9 protein-coding genes are annotated in these 16480 nt (G+C 66.6%); 5 read left to right on the top strand and 4 right to left on the bottom strand.

Going from position 1 to position 16480, the window contains the following annotated elements; translation table 11 throughout:
• The first annotated feature begins 608 nt into the window (after window positions 1-608).
• From ACGFZA_RS06370 to ACGFZA_RS06350, 5 genes are all read left to right on the top strand, one after another.
• Window positions 609-3479, top strand: a complete 2871-nt coding sequence (locus tag ACGFZA_RS06370) for a hypothetical protein (protein WP_393677473.1) — start codon at window positions 609-611, stop codon at window positions 3477-3479.
• Window positions 3480-4151: 672 nt separating this feature from the next.
• Window positions 4152-6752, top strand: a complete 2601-nt coding sequence (locus tag ACGFZA_RS06365) for a DEAD/DEAH box helicase family protein (RefSeq protein ID WP_393677470.1) — start codon at window positions 4152-4154, stop codon at window positions 6750-6752.
• Window positions 6753-7577: 825 nt separating this feature from the next.
• Entirely contained in the window at window positions 7578-7931 is a 354-nt protein-coding gene (locus tag ACGFZA_RS06360) for a hypothetical protein (RefSeq protein WP_393677468.1), read from the top strand.
• Between the two features lie 111 nt (window positions 7932-8042).
• Entirely contained in the window at window positions 8043-8768 is a 726-nt protein-coding gene (locus tag ACGFZA_RS06355; protein ID WP_393677466.1) for an HNH endonuclease, read from the top strand.
• A gap of 181 nt (window positions 8769-8949) precedes the next feature.
• On the top strand, window positions 8950-9843 hold the full coding sequence (locus tag ACGFZA_RS06350) for a hypothetical protein (RefSeq protein ID WP_393677464.1): 894 nt from the start codon (window positions 8950-8952) through the stop codon (window positions 9841-9843).
• A 293-nt stretch (window positions 9844-10136) separates the two neighbouring features.
• Here the strand turns inward: ACGFZA_RS06350 and ACGFZA_RS06345 are convergent, their stop codons facing one another.
• The 4 genes from ACGFZA_RS06345 to ACGFZA_RS06330 form a co-directional block, all read right to left on the bottom strand.
• Window positions 10137-11225, bottom strand: coding sequence for a helix-turn-helix domain-containing protein (locus tag ACGFZA_RS06345; protein WP_393677462.1), 1089 nt, complete (start codon window positions 11223-11225; stop codon window positions 10137-10139).
• A gap of 65 nt (window positions 11226-11290) precedes the next feature.
• The gene (locus ACGFZA_RS06340; protein WP_393677460.1) at window positions 11291-11974 is read right to left on the bottom strand and encodes a hypothetical protein; all 684 of its coding nucleotides are present in this window, start codon (window positions 11972-11974) and stop codon (window positions 11291-11293) included.
• A gap of 259 nt (window positions 11975-12233) precedes the next feature.
• A complete protein-coding gene (locus ACGFZA_RS06335; protein ID WP_393677458.1) occupies window positions 12234-14138 on the bottom strand; it encodes a UvrD-helicase domain-containing protein in 1905 nt (634 codons plus the stop codon).
• Complete coding sequence (locus ACGFZA_RS06330; RefSeq protein ID WP_393677457.1) at window positions 14135-16015, bottom strand: ATP-dependent endonuclease; 1881 nt, start codon at window positions 16013-16015, stop codon at window positions 14135-14137. Before ACGFZA_RS06330 ends, ACGFZA_RS06335 begins: the two co-directional genes overlap by 4 nt.
• Window positions 16016-16480 lie beyond the last annotated feature (465 nt).

Here is a 16480-nt window from a genome sequence, read left to right as displayed (position 1 = left end):
TCCCCGTCCCCGCGGTGGGGGCTGTCGCAGTCGCGCAGATCCGTCAGCATCTCGCAGGCCACCTCATGGCGTCCCGGCTGCCGCCGCATCTGCGCACCTGCCAGTGCCGCGAGAAGTCCTGCGCGTGGCACCGGCGGCAGGGTTCCTGTTCGGGGCCGCTGCGACTCCTGCTCATCCGGGCGGACTGTGGCCGGACCTGGCACCTCGCCGACGCTTGCACTGCATGCGCCGGTGCCATCCCGCACGCCGCAGCCGTCCCGGAACCCCCCGAGAAAACGGCCGTGCCGCGCAGGCGCGTGCCCGCGGGTGAGACGCCGGTGGATCTCACCCCTGAGCCCGGCGAGTGGGTGGAAGCGCTGTGAAGCGGAGTGACTGTGCCGCTGGCCGGTCGGCGGCCGTCGCCAGCGCTCCCTCACCGACGCCGCACGCGGTCAGAGGGTTGGGCTGCAGGCGACCGGATCGCACGTGTCGGCCGACCAGGACGCGATTAGGTCAGATCCCCCGTTGCCACCGCCCCTGTCAGACCCACCCCATAGCCTTGGCCGCTGATCATCACACCGCCGCCGGGGGCCATCCTCGGGGGGGCGGCAGGGAAGGGGAGCACTGCCATGGACGGGGGACGCGGAGCGGCGCGGGGGTATCACTACCAATACCTGCGCACACTGGAGCAGCTGGTCGCGCTGATCGACGAGCCGGAGGTCGCCTGCGTGCGGGTCGAAGGCCCGCCGGCCGGCGACGGATCGGTGGACAAGGTCGACTTCGACGTGGTGGACATGGACGGCTCCGTGCGCACCGCCGTTCAGGTCAAGAGCCGGGTCGCTGGTGGATCCATGAGCGGCGCCATGGCACTGGGCGTCCTGCTGGGAATGCTCAACAGCGGCCAGGAGGCAGAGAGTTACTGGCTGCTGACCAACGCCCGGCCCGGCGTCAAGGGGGACCGGCTCGACGAAGTCCTGTCCGCCGACATCGAGCCGCAGGTCCTTCGCGACACCCTGATGGAACTCTTCCATGACGCACCGCAACGCCGCGACCAGTTGCAGAGCCTGGACGCCGACGGTCTCGCCCGGCTGGCCCGCTGCCACATCGCGTTCGATGCGCGCGATGACGACGAAATCCGCGAAGAGCTCCGCAACTCCCTGCGCGTCATCCGAAATCGAACCAATCAAGGCCTCGGTCACCAGTCTGCAGGGCTCCTCACCGGATACCTCCTCGCCGAGATCCTGGACCGCGCCGCCGATGTGAGCGGCGGTCGGGCCGCCTTCTCCCTGGACGAGCTGCGCAAGCTCGTCCTTGTCGATGCGCAGACGCTGGCACAGTCGATTGGAACTCGCGACTGGGGCACCATCGCGGGACAGCTCCCGGCCGTCCCCGACGTACGCCGACCAGGGCTCATCGATCCGCTCCTGGCCGCCTTCCCCGCCACCAAGGCCCGCCAGACACGCCGGGCCACCCTCGTTGGCCCCTCCGGCATCGGGAAGTCCAGCACCGCGGCTCTCTACATCGCGGAGCGGGCTGACGCTTACGACTTCATCGGGTGGATCGACTGCGAGACGCCATCCTCAACCCTTGCGTCGTTCCTCCGGGTGCTGGACGCACTGGATCCGAACGCCACCAGCGGCCAAGAAGCCCGGCCCGACCAGACGCAACAGGCAGTGCAGCGGCTCCTCGGCCAGCTGTCCGGCCGCTGGCTGATCATCTTCGATAATGTCGCCGCGACACGGCAGGCAGAGCCCTGGGTACCCAAGGCGGGCCGCGGCGATGTCATCCTCACCACCCTGAACGCTGCCACCCACCTGGGCACCGGCGAGGTGGTGCAGGTCTCCGCGATGGAGCGCAACGAATCCGTCCAGCTGCTGACCCGGCGCCTTCACCTCAGCGATCCGGAGGAGGCGTCCTGGACTCACGCACTGGACCGGCTGGCCAGCGAACTCGGCGACTGGCCCTTGGCTTTGGAGCTCGGAGCCGGCTACCTCTACACCTGCGGAATGGGACTCGACCAAGTCGACCACTACCTGAGCGCGCTGAAACTCCGGTCCCTCTCCGATGAGGAGATGGTGCCGCATGGCTATCCCTGCACGCTCATAGCCGCCCACAGCATGTGCATCGACAAACTCCAGGAGCGGATCCATCCGGGCACCGACCTCGACGTCGCCAATGTCGGACTGCATATGTTCTACGCGGCCGCCTACCTGGCCTCCCACCAGATACCCGCGCATCTCCTGCTCGCCGCGGCGATCAGCCGGGTCGAGGACCTCGATCCCGAGCATCGCGGCCCGGTGCTCATTCCCCCGGACGTCGTCAACATCGGGGAGGCGCTGCGCGAGCTGGCCCGCTTCTCGCTGATCAAGAACGATCTGCCGCTGCCCCCTACGCACGGGGAGACACTGCCCGGGGCGGACCGCTCCCTGTCCATCAACACGGTCAGCCAGGAACTGATGCGCGAACGCCTCGCCAGATACTCGGCATCTGCGACGGCGATCGACCAGCTGGCCGGGCATGTGGAGCGTTGGCTCACCGGGCCGTCGCAGCTCGGCGAGCTGGAGCGCGTGCGGATCATGCAGTCGCACGCCGAGATGCTCCTGGCGCACATCGAAGCCATGGACCTGCCCAGTGAGCGGGCCGCCCTCATCTGCGGCAATCTCGCCGCCCCGTACTACTCGCAGGGCGACGTCGTACGGGCCGAGGAGCTCTACCTGCGCGAGCTCGACTACCTGGCGCGAGCCGACGCGGACAACGAAGCCCTCGTCGTCCAGACACGCTTCGCCCTGGCCGCGATACACATCCAGGTACAAGAACTCGGCAGCGAACGGCGGCCGACGCTGAGGACCACCCTGGATGAGGCGGTAGGCCATCTGGAATTCGTGCTCAGCCAGGCGAGGTCATGGGTGTTCGACTACCCCAAGGCCGCCATGAAACTGGCCGTCGACTCGCGCATCCTGATCCAGGGATCACATATCCCGGGGGACACGTCGAAAAGGCTTGCGCTGCTCGCCGACGCCTTCACCGACCTGCAGTCGCGAATCGAGCCGACCACCTACGCCGCGAACTACAGACTCCTGGAGCAGGCCGAGGACTGCCTGCGCACTCACCGATACGCCGAGGCGGAAACGCACTGCCGGGCACTGCTGGACCAAGGGGTATCCGGACCGCTCGAAGCGGAAACCCGCCGCCGCCTCGTCGAAGCCCTGGCCGGGCAGGCGAAGTGGGACGCGGCCATCGAAGAAGTCAACTACTGGCAAGCCGATCCGGCAGCCCCACGCCTCTTCCGGCACGCCATCGTCGACCTGATCCGCAACGTCTGCGTCAGCTGCGCCGCTGCGCTCACCGAAGGCGACGCCGGCTCACTGCGACTATTGGATCAAGTCGTCGACTGGCCCGACCTTGATGAGTTCATCGCGATGGGCACCGATGACGACCAGGCCGCGATCACCAGCGCCCGCGCGCTGCGCGAGGTGATCCAAAAGGCACGGCGGAGATAAGCCGACCGCGGCGCCCCTGGCCATGGTGGTCCGGGGCGCTTAGGGCGGGCCGTCGCTTGCACCGGTGGTGCGGTGCCGCTGGCATCGGCCCGCACGGCGCCAGCCCCGCGCTAGCTCGGACCTCCCCCAACGTCGCCGCCAGGCGGCCTTCAGTTGGTGAACCGCTTGAGCTGGAGGTGGATCTCGGGTCCTTCGCCAGCTGGTGGGGCTTACTGGCGTACTTTTCGACCGTGTCGAGCAGATCGCGGTCCCGCCGGCCGGTGAGCTTGTTCTCGATCAGCGCGATCAGTTCGCTCCACTGCTGCTGGGGAAGCTCTTACTGCAGCTTGCTACTCGGCGGCCACGCAACGCATCGCAGAGCGTTCAGGCGACTTGGACGCTCTCGAAGCCCAGCTCCCCAGGCGGGCCACAATGGCCGAATGCTCGCCCGCGTTGGCATCTCGTAGGCCGACCTCGGGCTGAGCGAACAGGACGGCATCTTCGGCGAAGAACTTCGCCGAGGCATGGAGTAAGACGGCGCCGTGAACCCTGCTCGGCAACGGAGGCGGCCTGGGGCATGCGCCCCGTTTGGTGACCAGATGATTCCAACGCCCAGCCGTTGAACGGGAAATGGAGCATCCGAGTCACCGCCCAGCACCGTAGTGTTCTCACCTCACGAGCGAGGAGCGAGCGGTGGCATACGCAGCGAAGCCGGACTTCGAACAGAATCTCGCAGATTTCGGATCGGCAAGGTTCACTGAGCTTCGGCCTGGTCAGCGCCAAGTCCTAGCGACATACGCGGAGCAGCACCTCGACACTAGAGACCTGGCCATTGAAATGCCCACCGGCGAGGGCAAGACACTGCTGGCGTTGCTGGTCGCCGATCATGCCCTCTCACGCGGGTGGTCAGTGGCCTACCTGACCGGCACCCGTCAACTCGCCGAGCGGGTTGAAGAGGAAGCCGAAGTACTGGGACTGGATGTCGTCCGCTTTGCCTCAAGGGATTACGGCGGCGCCAAACTCGACGACTACCACCAGGCCCAGGCCGTCGGCGTGATGAACTACTGGGTCTACTTCAACAGCAGCCCCATCCCGAAGCCCGCTGACCTGGTCATCTTCGATGACGCCCATCTCGCCGAACAGCCCCTCAGCGGGCTGCAGACCTTGCGCATCCCCGACAAGCTTGGTCCCGCTCGCCAGCTCTACCAGACGATCTGCGAGCTGGTGGTGGCGCACACCGACGCATATCCCGGCCTGCGGGCGATGCTCGACGGCACTGCCCAGCCCGGCACTCCACCCGAACTGCTGTCCTTCCGGGACTGGGACGCGATCGCAGGTCCGACACGTGACGCAATTGAGGCATCACCACTCGTCACGGAACACGAGCGCAAGGACGAGGTGCGGTACGTCTGGCCCACCGTCCGCGACCACCTCACCCAATGCGGCATCCTCATCGGCCCCTCTGGCATCGAGATCCGCCCGTACCATCCTCCGACTGCCCTCAACGCCCAGTACAGCCGGGCCAAGCAGCGCATCTACCTGTCGGCCACGCTTGGCTCGATGGACGACCTCCAACGGCGAGTCGGTGGCGAGCCGATCACCCGCCTGACTACCGCTACGCCGCTGCCGTCTGGCGCGACGGGCGAGCGACTGTTGGTACTCAACCCAAGCGCCGAGCACCCCTTCAGCCCGAACGTCCTCGGCTGGGCCCTCGCCCAAGCCCATGCGGCCGACGGCCGAGCAGCCTGGTTGTGTGCCAGCCACGCGGAGGCCGACACCCTTCAGGAGACCCTCAGCGCCTCCGGGCAGCAGGTCTACCGGCTTCGTCCCGGCGATGACTCGATGGTCGAGACCTGGAGCGGCGTCGCAAGCGGCCACCTGATCACTGCAGGCCGGTACGACGGGCTCGACCTCGCGGGCGACCTCTGCAGGTTGGTCATCATCACCACGGTCCCGCAGGCCAGCAGCGAGTTCGAACGGTTTGTCGTTGCCTACCTTGGCGACGCCAGCTTCATGCGCCACCGCGTCGGCCAACGAGTCACCCAGGCACTGGGCCGCGCCAACCGCGACCAGACTGACCGCTCCCTCTACCTCGGACTGGACCCGAGCTTCGCCCAGATGCTTGCCGACCCGGCAGTCCGTAAGTCGATTCCCGCAGGCACCGAACCCACCGTCCGCGCTGCCCTGGAGATCTATGATCAAGGCTGGGAGGGCTCCCTGCGGGCCTGCGCCAGCTTCTGGCAACCAGCAGCCCAGCCCTCCGCAGTTGGCGAAGCCGCCGCCCAAACGGGTCCTCGTCGCAGGCCCCGGCCTGGCCGTAACGCCGGCGGGAACAGCGACGTCTCCAGCGCCGACGCCGAGGTCTCCGCAGCGACCGACCTCTGGCTCGGCGACCACGCGAGAGCGGCCCAGAAAGCGGGCGAAGCAGCCACCCAACTCGCCATCGCCGGAGAAACCGAGCACGCAGCGTTCTGGCGCTACGTGGAGGCCCACGCCCACTTCGACCGAGGACGCCCCCAAGACCGAGTCGCCGCGCGCAAAGCTCTGGAGGACGCCATCGCCGGTGGACCCCGGACCACCTGGTTCCGCCGCCTGGCACGCACCGTCGCCGACCTTGAAGGCTACAAACACACTGCTGATGACACCGACCGGTTCTTCCTCGTGTGGGACGAGTGGCGGCGTGAAGCAGGTGTTCGACTCGACCGTGTCCTGACCGAAGGGCGCGCCCTGCTCAACGGTAGCCATGATCAGCAATGCGAAGGATTGACCAGACTTGCCCGCCTCGTAGGTGCCATCGGCGAACGCCCTCCGAGGAAGGAACAGAGTGCTACGGACTGTCGCTGGACATGGTCCACGGTCAAGCGGGCCGAGCGCCGCGTTTGGGAGGTCAAGACCGCCCCAGAGGGTGAGCCCCATCCGCTCAACCGCGGCGACGTGAACCAGCTGCTCGGGCAAATCGAGGTCGAGACCAGGCGCTCTGCGAAGACCCGCATCTTCGGCTGCTTGCTCACCCCGGCGACCACCACCCAGGTCGACGCAGCCGAAGCGGCCCACGACAAGATCGTGCTGGTCAACCACGGCGCGGCGGTGAGACTCTACGATGTGCTGGCCGACCGGCTCCGCCAGTACGACGCACTCTGCGGTGGCAACGACGCTGAAGCGCGTGGTGCAGCCCGTACGAAGATCGAATCGCTCTTGCCGCAAGAAGACCGCTGGCTGGGCAAGCTGCTCGCTCCCTCGCGTGGGCGCCTCATCACTGCAGATGACGTAGGCGCCCTCTTCCCGTCGACGTGAAGTTCTCCCCGCGAGTCGGACAGCGGGTGTTTACGCTGCCGGGCGAGGTTCTGCCTGAGCAAGGATCTCGTTTCGAGCGGGGTGACATATCCGTGGTCGGGGTGCCGGCGGAGCCGGCTGCGGTTGCATTCGACCTCGATATACCAGAAGACGTCGGCCCGGGCGGCCTGGCGGGTCTCCCAGACGGTCGTCCCGATCTCCGCCTTGAACAGAACGAACCAGCTTTCCGCGTCGGCATTATCGTAACAAGAACCGACACGTCCCATCGATTGCCGCATCCCTGACCGGTGTATCTCAGTGCGGAATGCGTCACTCGTGCACGCGGGGGCCGCCCTCGCGGCCCGCTTCCGTGGGGGGAGATGCAGCGCGGCCGACGATCCTCTTCCAATCCCGGTTAGCCGGGAGGTACTCACCCCACCAATGAGCGGGGGAGATCGGGCCGTCGACCGCGAGTTCAGGCTCCCGGCCTTCCCGGATCGCATCCGAGTAGGGCAGGAGGTAGTAAGCCTCGTCGTCGAGGGTGGGGCCGTGGCCACCGACTCGGCGTTCAGCCGAGGGGCGAGCGCCGCCGTTACTGCCGAGGTTCGCTACCGGGGTTTTCAGGGGTCGGGATACAGAACCACCGGTCACGGAGGTGAGGCATCACCTTCCGACGGCGCCCGAAGGGAGACGGCGAACCGAGACAGCGTCGAAGGAGCAGAGCCGCCCGGAGATCGGCACAGAAGGCTTCCGGGAAGACGTACAGACGTACTTCGCCTGGCGAGCGCGGGCGATGTCGGCTGATTGCCTGACAGGTGGGGGGATGCGTCCGGTAGATGTGTTGGCGTGACTGACTCCACGCCCGAGGACGACGAGCCCACCTCCTTCGGTCAGAAGACGAAGAACTGGTACGAGAAGAACAGGCCGACGATCCGCGCCGTGGGTGGCGCAGTCGGCGCCGTGGCCGCATTCTTCGCAGTCGCAGTCGTCGCGTACACCACTAGCCCGGACGACGCCGAGGACACCGGCTCGGCCGCTGACGCTGCGGACGAAAGTGAGCTGCGGAACTCGCCCGTCAGGCACACCGTCACTCCGCACACGAGGCGGCTCTCTGACGGCCGCGAGATCGATGTGTCGGGGTACGAGCGGGGCGGCTCCTCGGAAGATGAGGACGAAGACCCCGGCGAAGCCGCAGCCTGAGCGCCTCGCATTCCTGAGCAGTGCCGGCGGATGCTCTGCCGAACGCAGTCAAGGCCGACTGTCAGCGCCCCTCCTTACGATGTCGTCGAACTGTGCGACAAAGGGGTGGATGTGGCAGTAGCCAAGCAGGAAGTGCTGAGTAGGGACAGGGGGAACCAGCCGCTCTGGGTGTGGATCATGGTTCTAACCGCCCATGGTGGTCACTGCGTGTACTGCGCCGAGAGGCCATCGCAAACCCTGGAGCACGAGGCACCGCTGGCGAGCGGAGCAGGACGAGACATCTGGTGGAACCTTGTCCCCGCCTGTGACCGGTGCAACGGCTGGAAGCACAAGAAGAGTGCAACCGAGTGGGCGTTCGACATGAAGATGCATCACGCCCATCCGAAGGCCGGCTTCGCCCGCAACGCACTTCCGCTTCACGTCGTCGAAGGGATCAAGGAACGCATAGTCCAGGTACAGCGCGAGATACAGGACGCCGCTCGACGTAAGTGGTTCGAGCGCCACTACGGCGACAAAAAGACACCGCGGCTTCGATCCGAGAAGCATGAGGAAGTCGAGCGCTGCACGAAGGTACTGGCGCGCTACCCTTACCCGCCGTGGGAGTCGACGGAGGCCGGGGCGTCAGAGACGGTCTGTATGCGCATCCTTTGCTGCGGATACCACCAGAAGGACTCCAACGTGGAGTTCGTTACGTTGCCCAAGGCTGATCGCGAGGACCTGAAGCGGATGGCATACGCGAGAGGGCTATGGACCGGAGACCTGATCGGCGCTCTCCTGAAGCCGGCGCTCGAAAAGTGGCGCCAGTCTCAACCGGCCGATGATGGCAAAGCTGCCTAGCCTCGCGCTTTCGCGATAGCAGACGGCCGGTTGACGGGGGATCATCAGTCTACCGAAGTTCGAGGGTAGAGACTGTGAGTCACAGGGGGCGAGGATGGGCAGCTTTCCGCAACAGGGGCAGTCACCGGCGCGGCGTAGAGGGAATCGGCCGGACCTTGAGTTCCGGCCCGTCCGCAACGGGATGGACTACCTCCTCAGCGCAGTACAGCACCTGACGGAGGGGCAGCAGCCTCCCGCCGACCGGGACCTGAAGTACGCGGTCCTGCACTTGCACGCTGCGACCGAGGTGCTACTCAAAGCACGCCTCGTCCGTGACCACTGGAGTCTTGTGATCACCGACCTGCGCAAAGCGACCGAGGCGAAGTTCCATGCGGGTGACTTCGGCAGCGTGACCGTGGAAGCGGCCATGGACCGACTTCGTGACATCGTTGGGCTCGACATCGGCCAGGCAAACCGCACGGCCATCAAAAACCTGACCGGGACGCGAAACGCGTTGACTCACTACGGGCACACGGCGCCGGCATACGCAGTCGAGACCCAGATCACGCGGGTGCTCAGCTTCCTCCTCGATTTCATCCCGGCGCACCTCTACGACCCACAGTCGACCAGCCAGTTCGGAACCGAGTACCTCACCACCATGGGAGCGATCCGGGAAAGGCTGGGCCGCATCGACTCGTTGGTCAAGGATCGGATGGGTGACGTTCGGGCCGCACTTAAGGGCATGGAGAGGAACACCGTTCTGTGCCCGCACTGCCAGCAGTACGCCGTTACCATCCCGCCAGACGGCCAGAAGCTAGGTGAGTGGGGTCTTATCCCTGAGGTTGAGCTGAACTGTCGATTCTGCACTGCGCGGTGGCCAGCAGCGGAACTGGCGGATTTGTACCTGCGCGAGCACGAGCTCGCCGGGTACCTGACTCAGTGCCCGTGTAGTGACTCAGCGACCTCGTTGTTCCACACCAACACGGTGGTGCTGGGTGCTTCAACCCTCGCAGAGCCGGAAGCCTCCATGAGCATCTGCTTCCGGTGCGGAGCCAGGGCGTACGCCTCTCTACCGACGGGCCCTTGCGGTTTGTAGGCCTGGAGCCCGGCCGCCCGTACTGGAACGTCGCCCAGATCTATCCACGAGCATCCAGGATCACGCGGTCGTGGCCTTGTCCCAGCAGGTGCCGCAAGGATCCGTCCGAACCGCAGATGGTGTCGCATGCACAAAGTGACGTGTAGTGCCCCGCCAATGATGATCCTTTTCCGGTCTTGCCCCCGAAGGCTGGCCTGGATCGATCAGCACGCCGACAACCCTACGAGGCATTGCCCATGAGGACACCGATCCCCATGGCCCGCGCTGCCGCGGCCGGCGCGGGGATGTGCTCGTCAGGGAACGATGGATAGGCTGCGCGTCGCAGTGGCTGTAGCCTGCCGACCCTCGCCTTCGAAGGTCGTGAGGGTGAGTCCGAACATGAGTCGGTTCATCTCTTCACTGGTGAGCCCGAGGTCGGCCGCAACAGATCCAGGGCGAACGTGCTTCGAACGCAGGGCGGTGAAGACCTTCGTCAACACCTGCGACGTTTCTCGCTGGCTCATGCCCTGGGGCTCGCCAGAGCGGTATCCCAACCGGCTTAGCTCGGCGCAGGTAGAGCGGTATTGCCAGTCGGAGAGCAGCCCCAGGTCGTGCATACGGTAGGTCAGAGCCATGGCCGAGACGTTCCAGATCCGCTTGCCGCGAAGGATCTGATCGACGTGTGCGCCTGAGGGCATGTGTCCCAGAACGCTGGCCCGAGGCATCAGGAACGCGGAGGCAAAGTCGTTCGCTTGCCGTTCGGCCTCGGGGCCTGAGCAGGCGTGCTCGCTACCGTGCATGACGAGGTGCCCCAGTTCATGGGCCGCGTCGAAGCGCCCTCGCTCGGCGGACTTCAGTGTGTTGAGGAATACGAACGGAACGCCGTCGCGCCACACCGCGAAGGCGTCGACCTCTGCGTGGTCGGGATCGAGTGAGAACACCCGAACTCCGTGTGCTTCCAGAAGGTGCACCATGTTGGGCGCTGGCGCTTCCGCTAGACCCCAGCGGGTGCGAACCATGCCAGCAGCTGTTTCCGGGTCAGGTTTGCCCAGTGAAGGCACATTCGCTGCCGGTAGGCGGAACCTTTCGTCGATCCACTCGTACAGCATCGCGCCCAGCGTGCCTGCGGCTCGCGCGGCTTCGAGGACCCTGGCCGATGTCTTGCTGCGCGCCCGCCACGAGATGCCCTCGGCAGGGAGTTCGTCCAGCGCAGGGCCTTCGAAGAAGGCAGTAGGAAAGTCGAGTGCTGAGGCGATCTTGGCGATAGTGTCGGGGCGAGGTGCAGTGCGTCCTGTTTCGTAGTTTGACAGGCTTTGCAGTGACACCCCAGCCCGGTCCGACAGCTCGGCAAGAGTAAGGCCCCTGCGCTTGCGGGCCAGTGTGATGCGGGACGGGGTCACCATGGGGGCTGCCTCAGTTATTGGTGGTGCACGGTGGGACGCCTGACTTCGCCGCCCCACCAACGGCCTCAGCGGAAATCGACGGCGATGTCGATCTCTTCAGGCCCATCATCGTTCGTAAGTTCGATTCCGTCCATCGCGAGGGCTGGAAGCGGAATCCGCTCACCCCATTCGCTCACGAAGCCGTCCCGGAAGCCCTTCGGCTGCGACAGCTCGCAGTCGATCCTCACCGTGTCACCGATCTTGGTGCGACAGGACAGCAGAAACCACGTCTTCAGGGCGAAGGCCTCTTCTTCGCTCAACGCAACCCCCTGAGGGCCGGCGCCAGCCACGAACAGAGCTGTCTGCACGGACGAGGTGGCATCGCCGGCATTGGCACGAGTGACCATTTCAGTGGCGGCTCCGCGGCGCCGTGCGTTCTTCGGGAACAGGCTTGCCTGCCCTGTGGCGGCGTTGCCCGCCATCACGCCCATCGCAACCGATCGATCCGGATTGCAGACAAGTTCGAGCCGACCGTGGACGAGCCGCGCCCACCTCTCCTTCTCGATGTGCAGCTCGCGGATGGTCCGCACATGCGCCTCATAGGCCCGTCGGCCCGCCGTTCCCGTCGGATCGTTGCGGACAGCGGTGCGCCTTGCAACCTCGCCCGCGCGCAACACTCCGTGCAAGAGCTCCAGCCTGGTCCCCACGCCACCCAACTTGACCCGAACCTCATCAGGTTCAGGGGAAGGCTTCACAAGGGACAGGGTCAAGGGAACCTCCGGGAGTCGACAGTAGGCTTATAAAGACTCTACCTCAAATGAGGGTCGAGTTTTATAAGGATCGCCAACGTGGGTGTACTGCTTCCTGGTCGCGAACACCCGGCGCTCGCATGCGCGTGCTGCACGCGCTGGGGCCTTCATCCTTACGCCGCTGCCGGTACGGGGCCCGCCAACCCAGCGGGCCCGATCCGCAAGGTGACGGAGCCCCCAGCCAGGGGGCGGGACGGGTCCGCCGGGACGGATGCAGGGGTCAGTGCTCGGTGAGGTCCCGGACGTCCCAGCCTGCGTCGATCATGGCCGCCGCGTACCGCTTGCCGCGGGCGCGGTGGGCGGCCAGCACCAGGAGGTGGGTGGGGCGCGTCGCTCCGACGAAAACGAGCTGCACAGCGGCCTGGACGCTCTTCAGCTCCCGCTGGGGGTCTCTTTCCTCAGCGATCATGCGGAGCGCCTCGGTCACGTCGAACTTCTTGCCGTTCTTCTCAAGGCATTCCAGGATCAGCGTCGCCGCATGGGTTTCGCCCTTGGCGCTTTGGATGGTCCCGGGTACGGCCCGCACCGCTGGAATTGCGGCGGAGGGCCTGGTGACGCCGCCCGCTGCTGCGGCCGGTCCGGCTGCGGGGGTGAACTCCAGGCCGACGGCCTTCAGCGGCCGCTCGGCGAGCAGTTTCATCTGGAGGGTCAGCTGCTCGGTGATCATGCGCCAGCCCGCCTCGTCGAACCCGACTCCGTGGACGAGGAGTTCGCGCAGCAGGATCCGCACCCTGCCGCCGGGGGTCCCCGCAGACCTCTCCAGGCGGCCGAGCGCCGGCAGCCCGTCGCCGGTCAGGGGCGTGAAGGACGCGCGCAGGGCGTTCCACAACTCGGTGGCCGCTTCGTGGCTGTCCGCGCCGGACCTCCACTGGGTCGCTGCCGCGCGGGCCGCGTCGATCAGGGCGAGATGGGCCGTCGGGCGGCCGGGTGGGGTGTAGCCGGGCACGTAGCAGGAGATCGACTGCGGGTAGGCCTGGGAGCCTCCCCGGCCCTGCCGCGCGCCCAGCACCCGCGGCGGACGACTGAGGAGGATGTCCTCGGGGACGATCGCGGCGGCCATGCGTTCGAAGGTCGGCACGACGTCGGTCGCTGTGGCCTCGTCGAACAGCAGGACCGCCACCTGGCCGTCCGGACCGGCTCCATGGACCTGCTGGGGGCGCCGGACGGCCAGGCGGCTGGCCACTGCTGCGATCTGCGGTCCGAAGCGGCGGCTGACCGGCAGCTCTGCGGCGCCGGCCAGCGGGAACGCCGACGCAAGCCCGTCCACGGTGCTGGCGTCACTGTAGATGCCCTGGTTGGTGTCACCCACCCGCTGCACCACGGTGGGCGAGGAGGCGAAGACGAGGTCCAGCAGTTCGTGCTGGGTGGCGCTGGTGTCCTGCATCTCGTCGAGGAGAACGAACGGGAAACGCGCGGAGACAGCCGGGACGATGCCGGGACGCTCAGCAAGGTACTGCTGGGCGATGGCGTACATGTCCTGGTAGCGGAAGACACCGCGGCGGGCCAGAGTCCGCTTGAGGCTGGACAACTGTTTGCCGCTGGTCGTCTCGGCGCGAAAGGGGAGTTCTCTGGTCGCTCCGGTGACCACGAGTCCGCCGTCCCTGTAGGCGAACGTCGCCTTGGTGACGATGCTGGTGCCGTCGCGCTGGCGTTCCACGAAGCTGCGCAGGGTGAAGTAGTCGGGGTGTTGCAGGAGCCGGATCGCTGCGGTCTCGAAGGCAGCATCGTCGACGGACCGGACCTCGACGCCCTTGGCCCGTACGGCCGGCAGCGCGAGGAAGGTGTGCACGAAGGACTGGATGGTGCCGATGAAGTGCGGGTAGCGCAGCAGGTTCCGCCCCGCGGCGAGGGACGCCACCCGATCGGTGATCTCGTTCTTGGCGGTGTTGGTGTGGGACAGCACGCACACCCCACGTGTCATGGAGGTCCATGCGTCGGCCATGAGCGTGAGCTTGAGCCCGATCAGGGTGGTCTTGCCCGACCCCGGGGCGGCCTGGAGGTCCTGTGTGGTCTCGCTCTGCAGGAAGTCCCACTGCTCGGCGTCGAGCGGGTCGAGTCCCAGGAGCTTCACCATGGCCTCCACTTTGTGCGTGGCGAAGGCATCGGGCAGGTGGGTGCCGGTCACGGGGCCACCTCGCCACACAGGTGCTTGAAGGCGTCGAGCAGGTAGGGCGGGACGTCGCTCTCCGTCAGCGGGGTGGAGGTGAGGAGTTGGGCGGCGAACTGCGCAGTGATCGACTTGCTGGCGCTGTTGAGTTTGAGCGGTCTGTAGATATTCAGGGCAGCCTGTTCCAGAGCGAGGTCCTGGCCCTCCCACTCGTCGACATCCTTGTCGGCCCGGGCGATGACCTGCTCGGTCTTGGCAGCGTCCGGCCAGGACCGTTCTGCAACGGATGCCAGCTTGACCGCGCGGTGCATCAGCCTGGCCATGGTCCAGGAGGTGGCGGCGAGGTCGTACTCCAGCGTCCACCAGGTCGACACGAAGGTCTTCACCGGCCCGTCGTCGCCGCTGCCGAGGTCCGTGACGTGCGTGGCGATTTGCTGCTCCGTCATCTCGTCCCAGCACTTCAGTTCGCCGCGCATCTTCTCCGGGGTGCCGACGGGGACGAGATCGCGGTCGCGGATGCAGGCGACGGGTACGGGTATCTGCTCGCCGGAGCGCTGGAAGACGCGGCTGTAGCGGAACAGGCCGACGTGGCCGACGTTGACTACGCTGACGCCGCGCTCGTTGAAGGGCATGTCCAGGGCGGCGGCGAGGGCGGGCAGGAAGATTGCCTCGGCGTCGCCCTCGACCATCGCCAGGCCCCGGGCGAAGAACATATTGGCCTTGGTGACGTCCAGAAACCGGGTCAGGAACGCGTAGTCCTCGCCGGTCAGACGCGTGATGCCGCGCCGCAGCGGGAAGGTGCGGCCCTTGACGACAAGGGTCAGGCACTCGACGGGCGTCGACGAAGCGAGTTGGGGGCTGTGGGTGGTCAGGATGACCTGGACCGGGGCCCTGCCGCCCTCCTGCGGCCCTTGGGCCTTGTCGCGGAGCAGGTCCATGATCCGGGTCTGGAGCTGGGGGTGGAGGTGCGCCTCGGGCTCCTCGATCAGCAGCAGGGGTGCCAGTTCGCTCTTGCCCAGCAGGAGGAGCTCCGCGGCCATGAACAAGGCGTTGTTGTAGCCGAGCCCGCGGCGCGTCCAATCGTCAGACTCAGCGAAGAGATTCAGTTCGAGCCGCTCCAAAGCGCGGGCCAGCGTCGCGTCGGTGGCGACGCTGATCTTGGCGCGTAGGACGTCGTCTCCGATGGCGAACCGCTGCAGGTAAGCCGAGTTGATGTCCTGACTCACATCAGAGACGGCATCGTTACTGCGGATGTCGTGCTCGGCGCGGCGCAGGATCCCCACCAGTGTGGACGGAGGGTCGTCCCCCTCTGGGTCGTAGTCATCGACACCCTGGTCCTTCATCGCCGGGTAGCCTGCGAGAATCTGCGACAGCCGTGATCCGCGGCCCGAGCGCAGTTCCGCCTCCGCGTCGCGCAGGGGGCGCAGGTAGGTGGCGCGCAGGAGTTCGCGTGCGGCGCCGTCCAGAGCGGGGCCGTTGCCGTCCGGTCCGGTCCGAGTGGTGACCGAGACCCGGTTCCGGACCGGGTCCATCCGCTGGGCCTTGAACGTCACGCAGAGCCAGGCAGCGCCGCCGCGGTCGTGGGTCAGCAGTTCCAGGAAGACCGCCTGCTCCTCGGTCGACAGGGCGGTGAACCCGCACACGATGGTGAAGGTCTCCGCCCGCCCGTCATGCCCGAGGTGGAAGTCGTCCTGCGAGACCCGGTAGTAGTCCGTCGCCGCGGTCTGCAGGCACAGTCGGATCGCATCGATGATGGCTGTCTTCCCGCTGTCGTTCTCACCGACGAGCACGTTCGTCCCGGCCGTGAACGACAGGTCCAGCGACGCGTCCGTCTCGCCTTCGCTCTGAGCCGCGGCTCCGAAGACCCGGAAATTCTCGACCCGAAGTTGCGCCAAGTACACAGATTCCCCCGCCGACGGGGCCGCGGTGCCCTTTTCTCCGGGAAGGAGTCCCCCGGGCTGCACGGCCCATGATCGATATTTTCGGAATCTTATGCTCTCCGGAGTCGCCGCCCGGGGGAATTCGGCAGATTGCGGGAGACAAGGGTCCCGGGCGCCTCGTCGGCCCGGACGGCCGTACTCCTGCGGGCCCTTCTGCTTGCGTCGAGCAGGCCCTCAAGCATCCGTGGCATGCGGCAGTATGCACTGACGCGAGTGGCGGCCCGCGACCGTCAGTACGGATCTTCCTAAGGGCTGTCCCGCAATTCCTGGCGGGCGCACGACGACAGCTACGGCACCTCGCCGCGTTGTCGAAACACCCGAATACATCCAGTATGCGGGCGCCTCTCCGCCTTGCGATGCACCGCATCTGACGCCGTGCGCTGATCCACCAGGAATTGCGGGACAGCCCTTAGGGCTGTG

It is taken from the genome of Streptomyces sp. NPDC048211, from assembly GCF_043202315.1.
In the GTDB taxonomy this organism is placed as follows: Bacteria; Actinomycetota; Actinomycetes; order Streptomycetales; family Streptomycetaceae; genus Streptomyces.
This window is presented reverse-complemented; position numbering and strand designations above follow the sequence as displayed.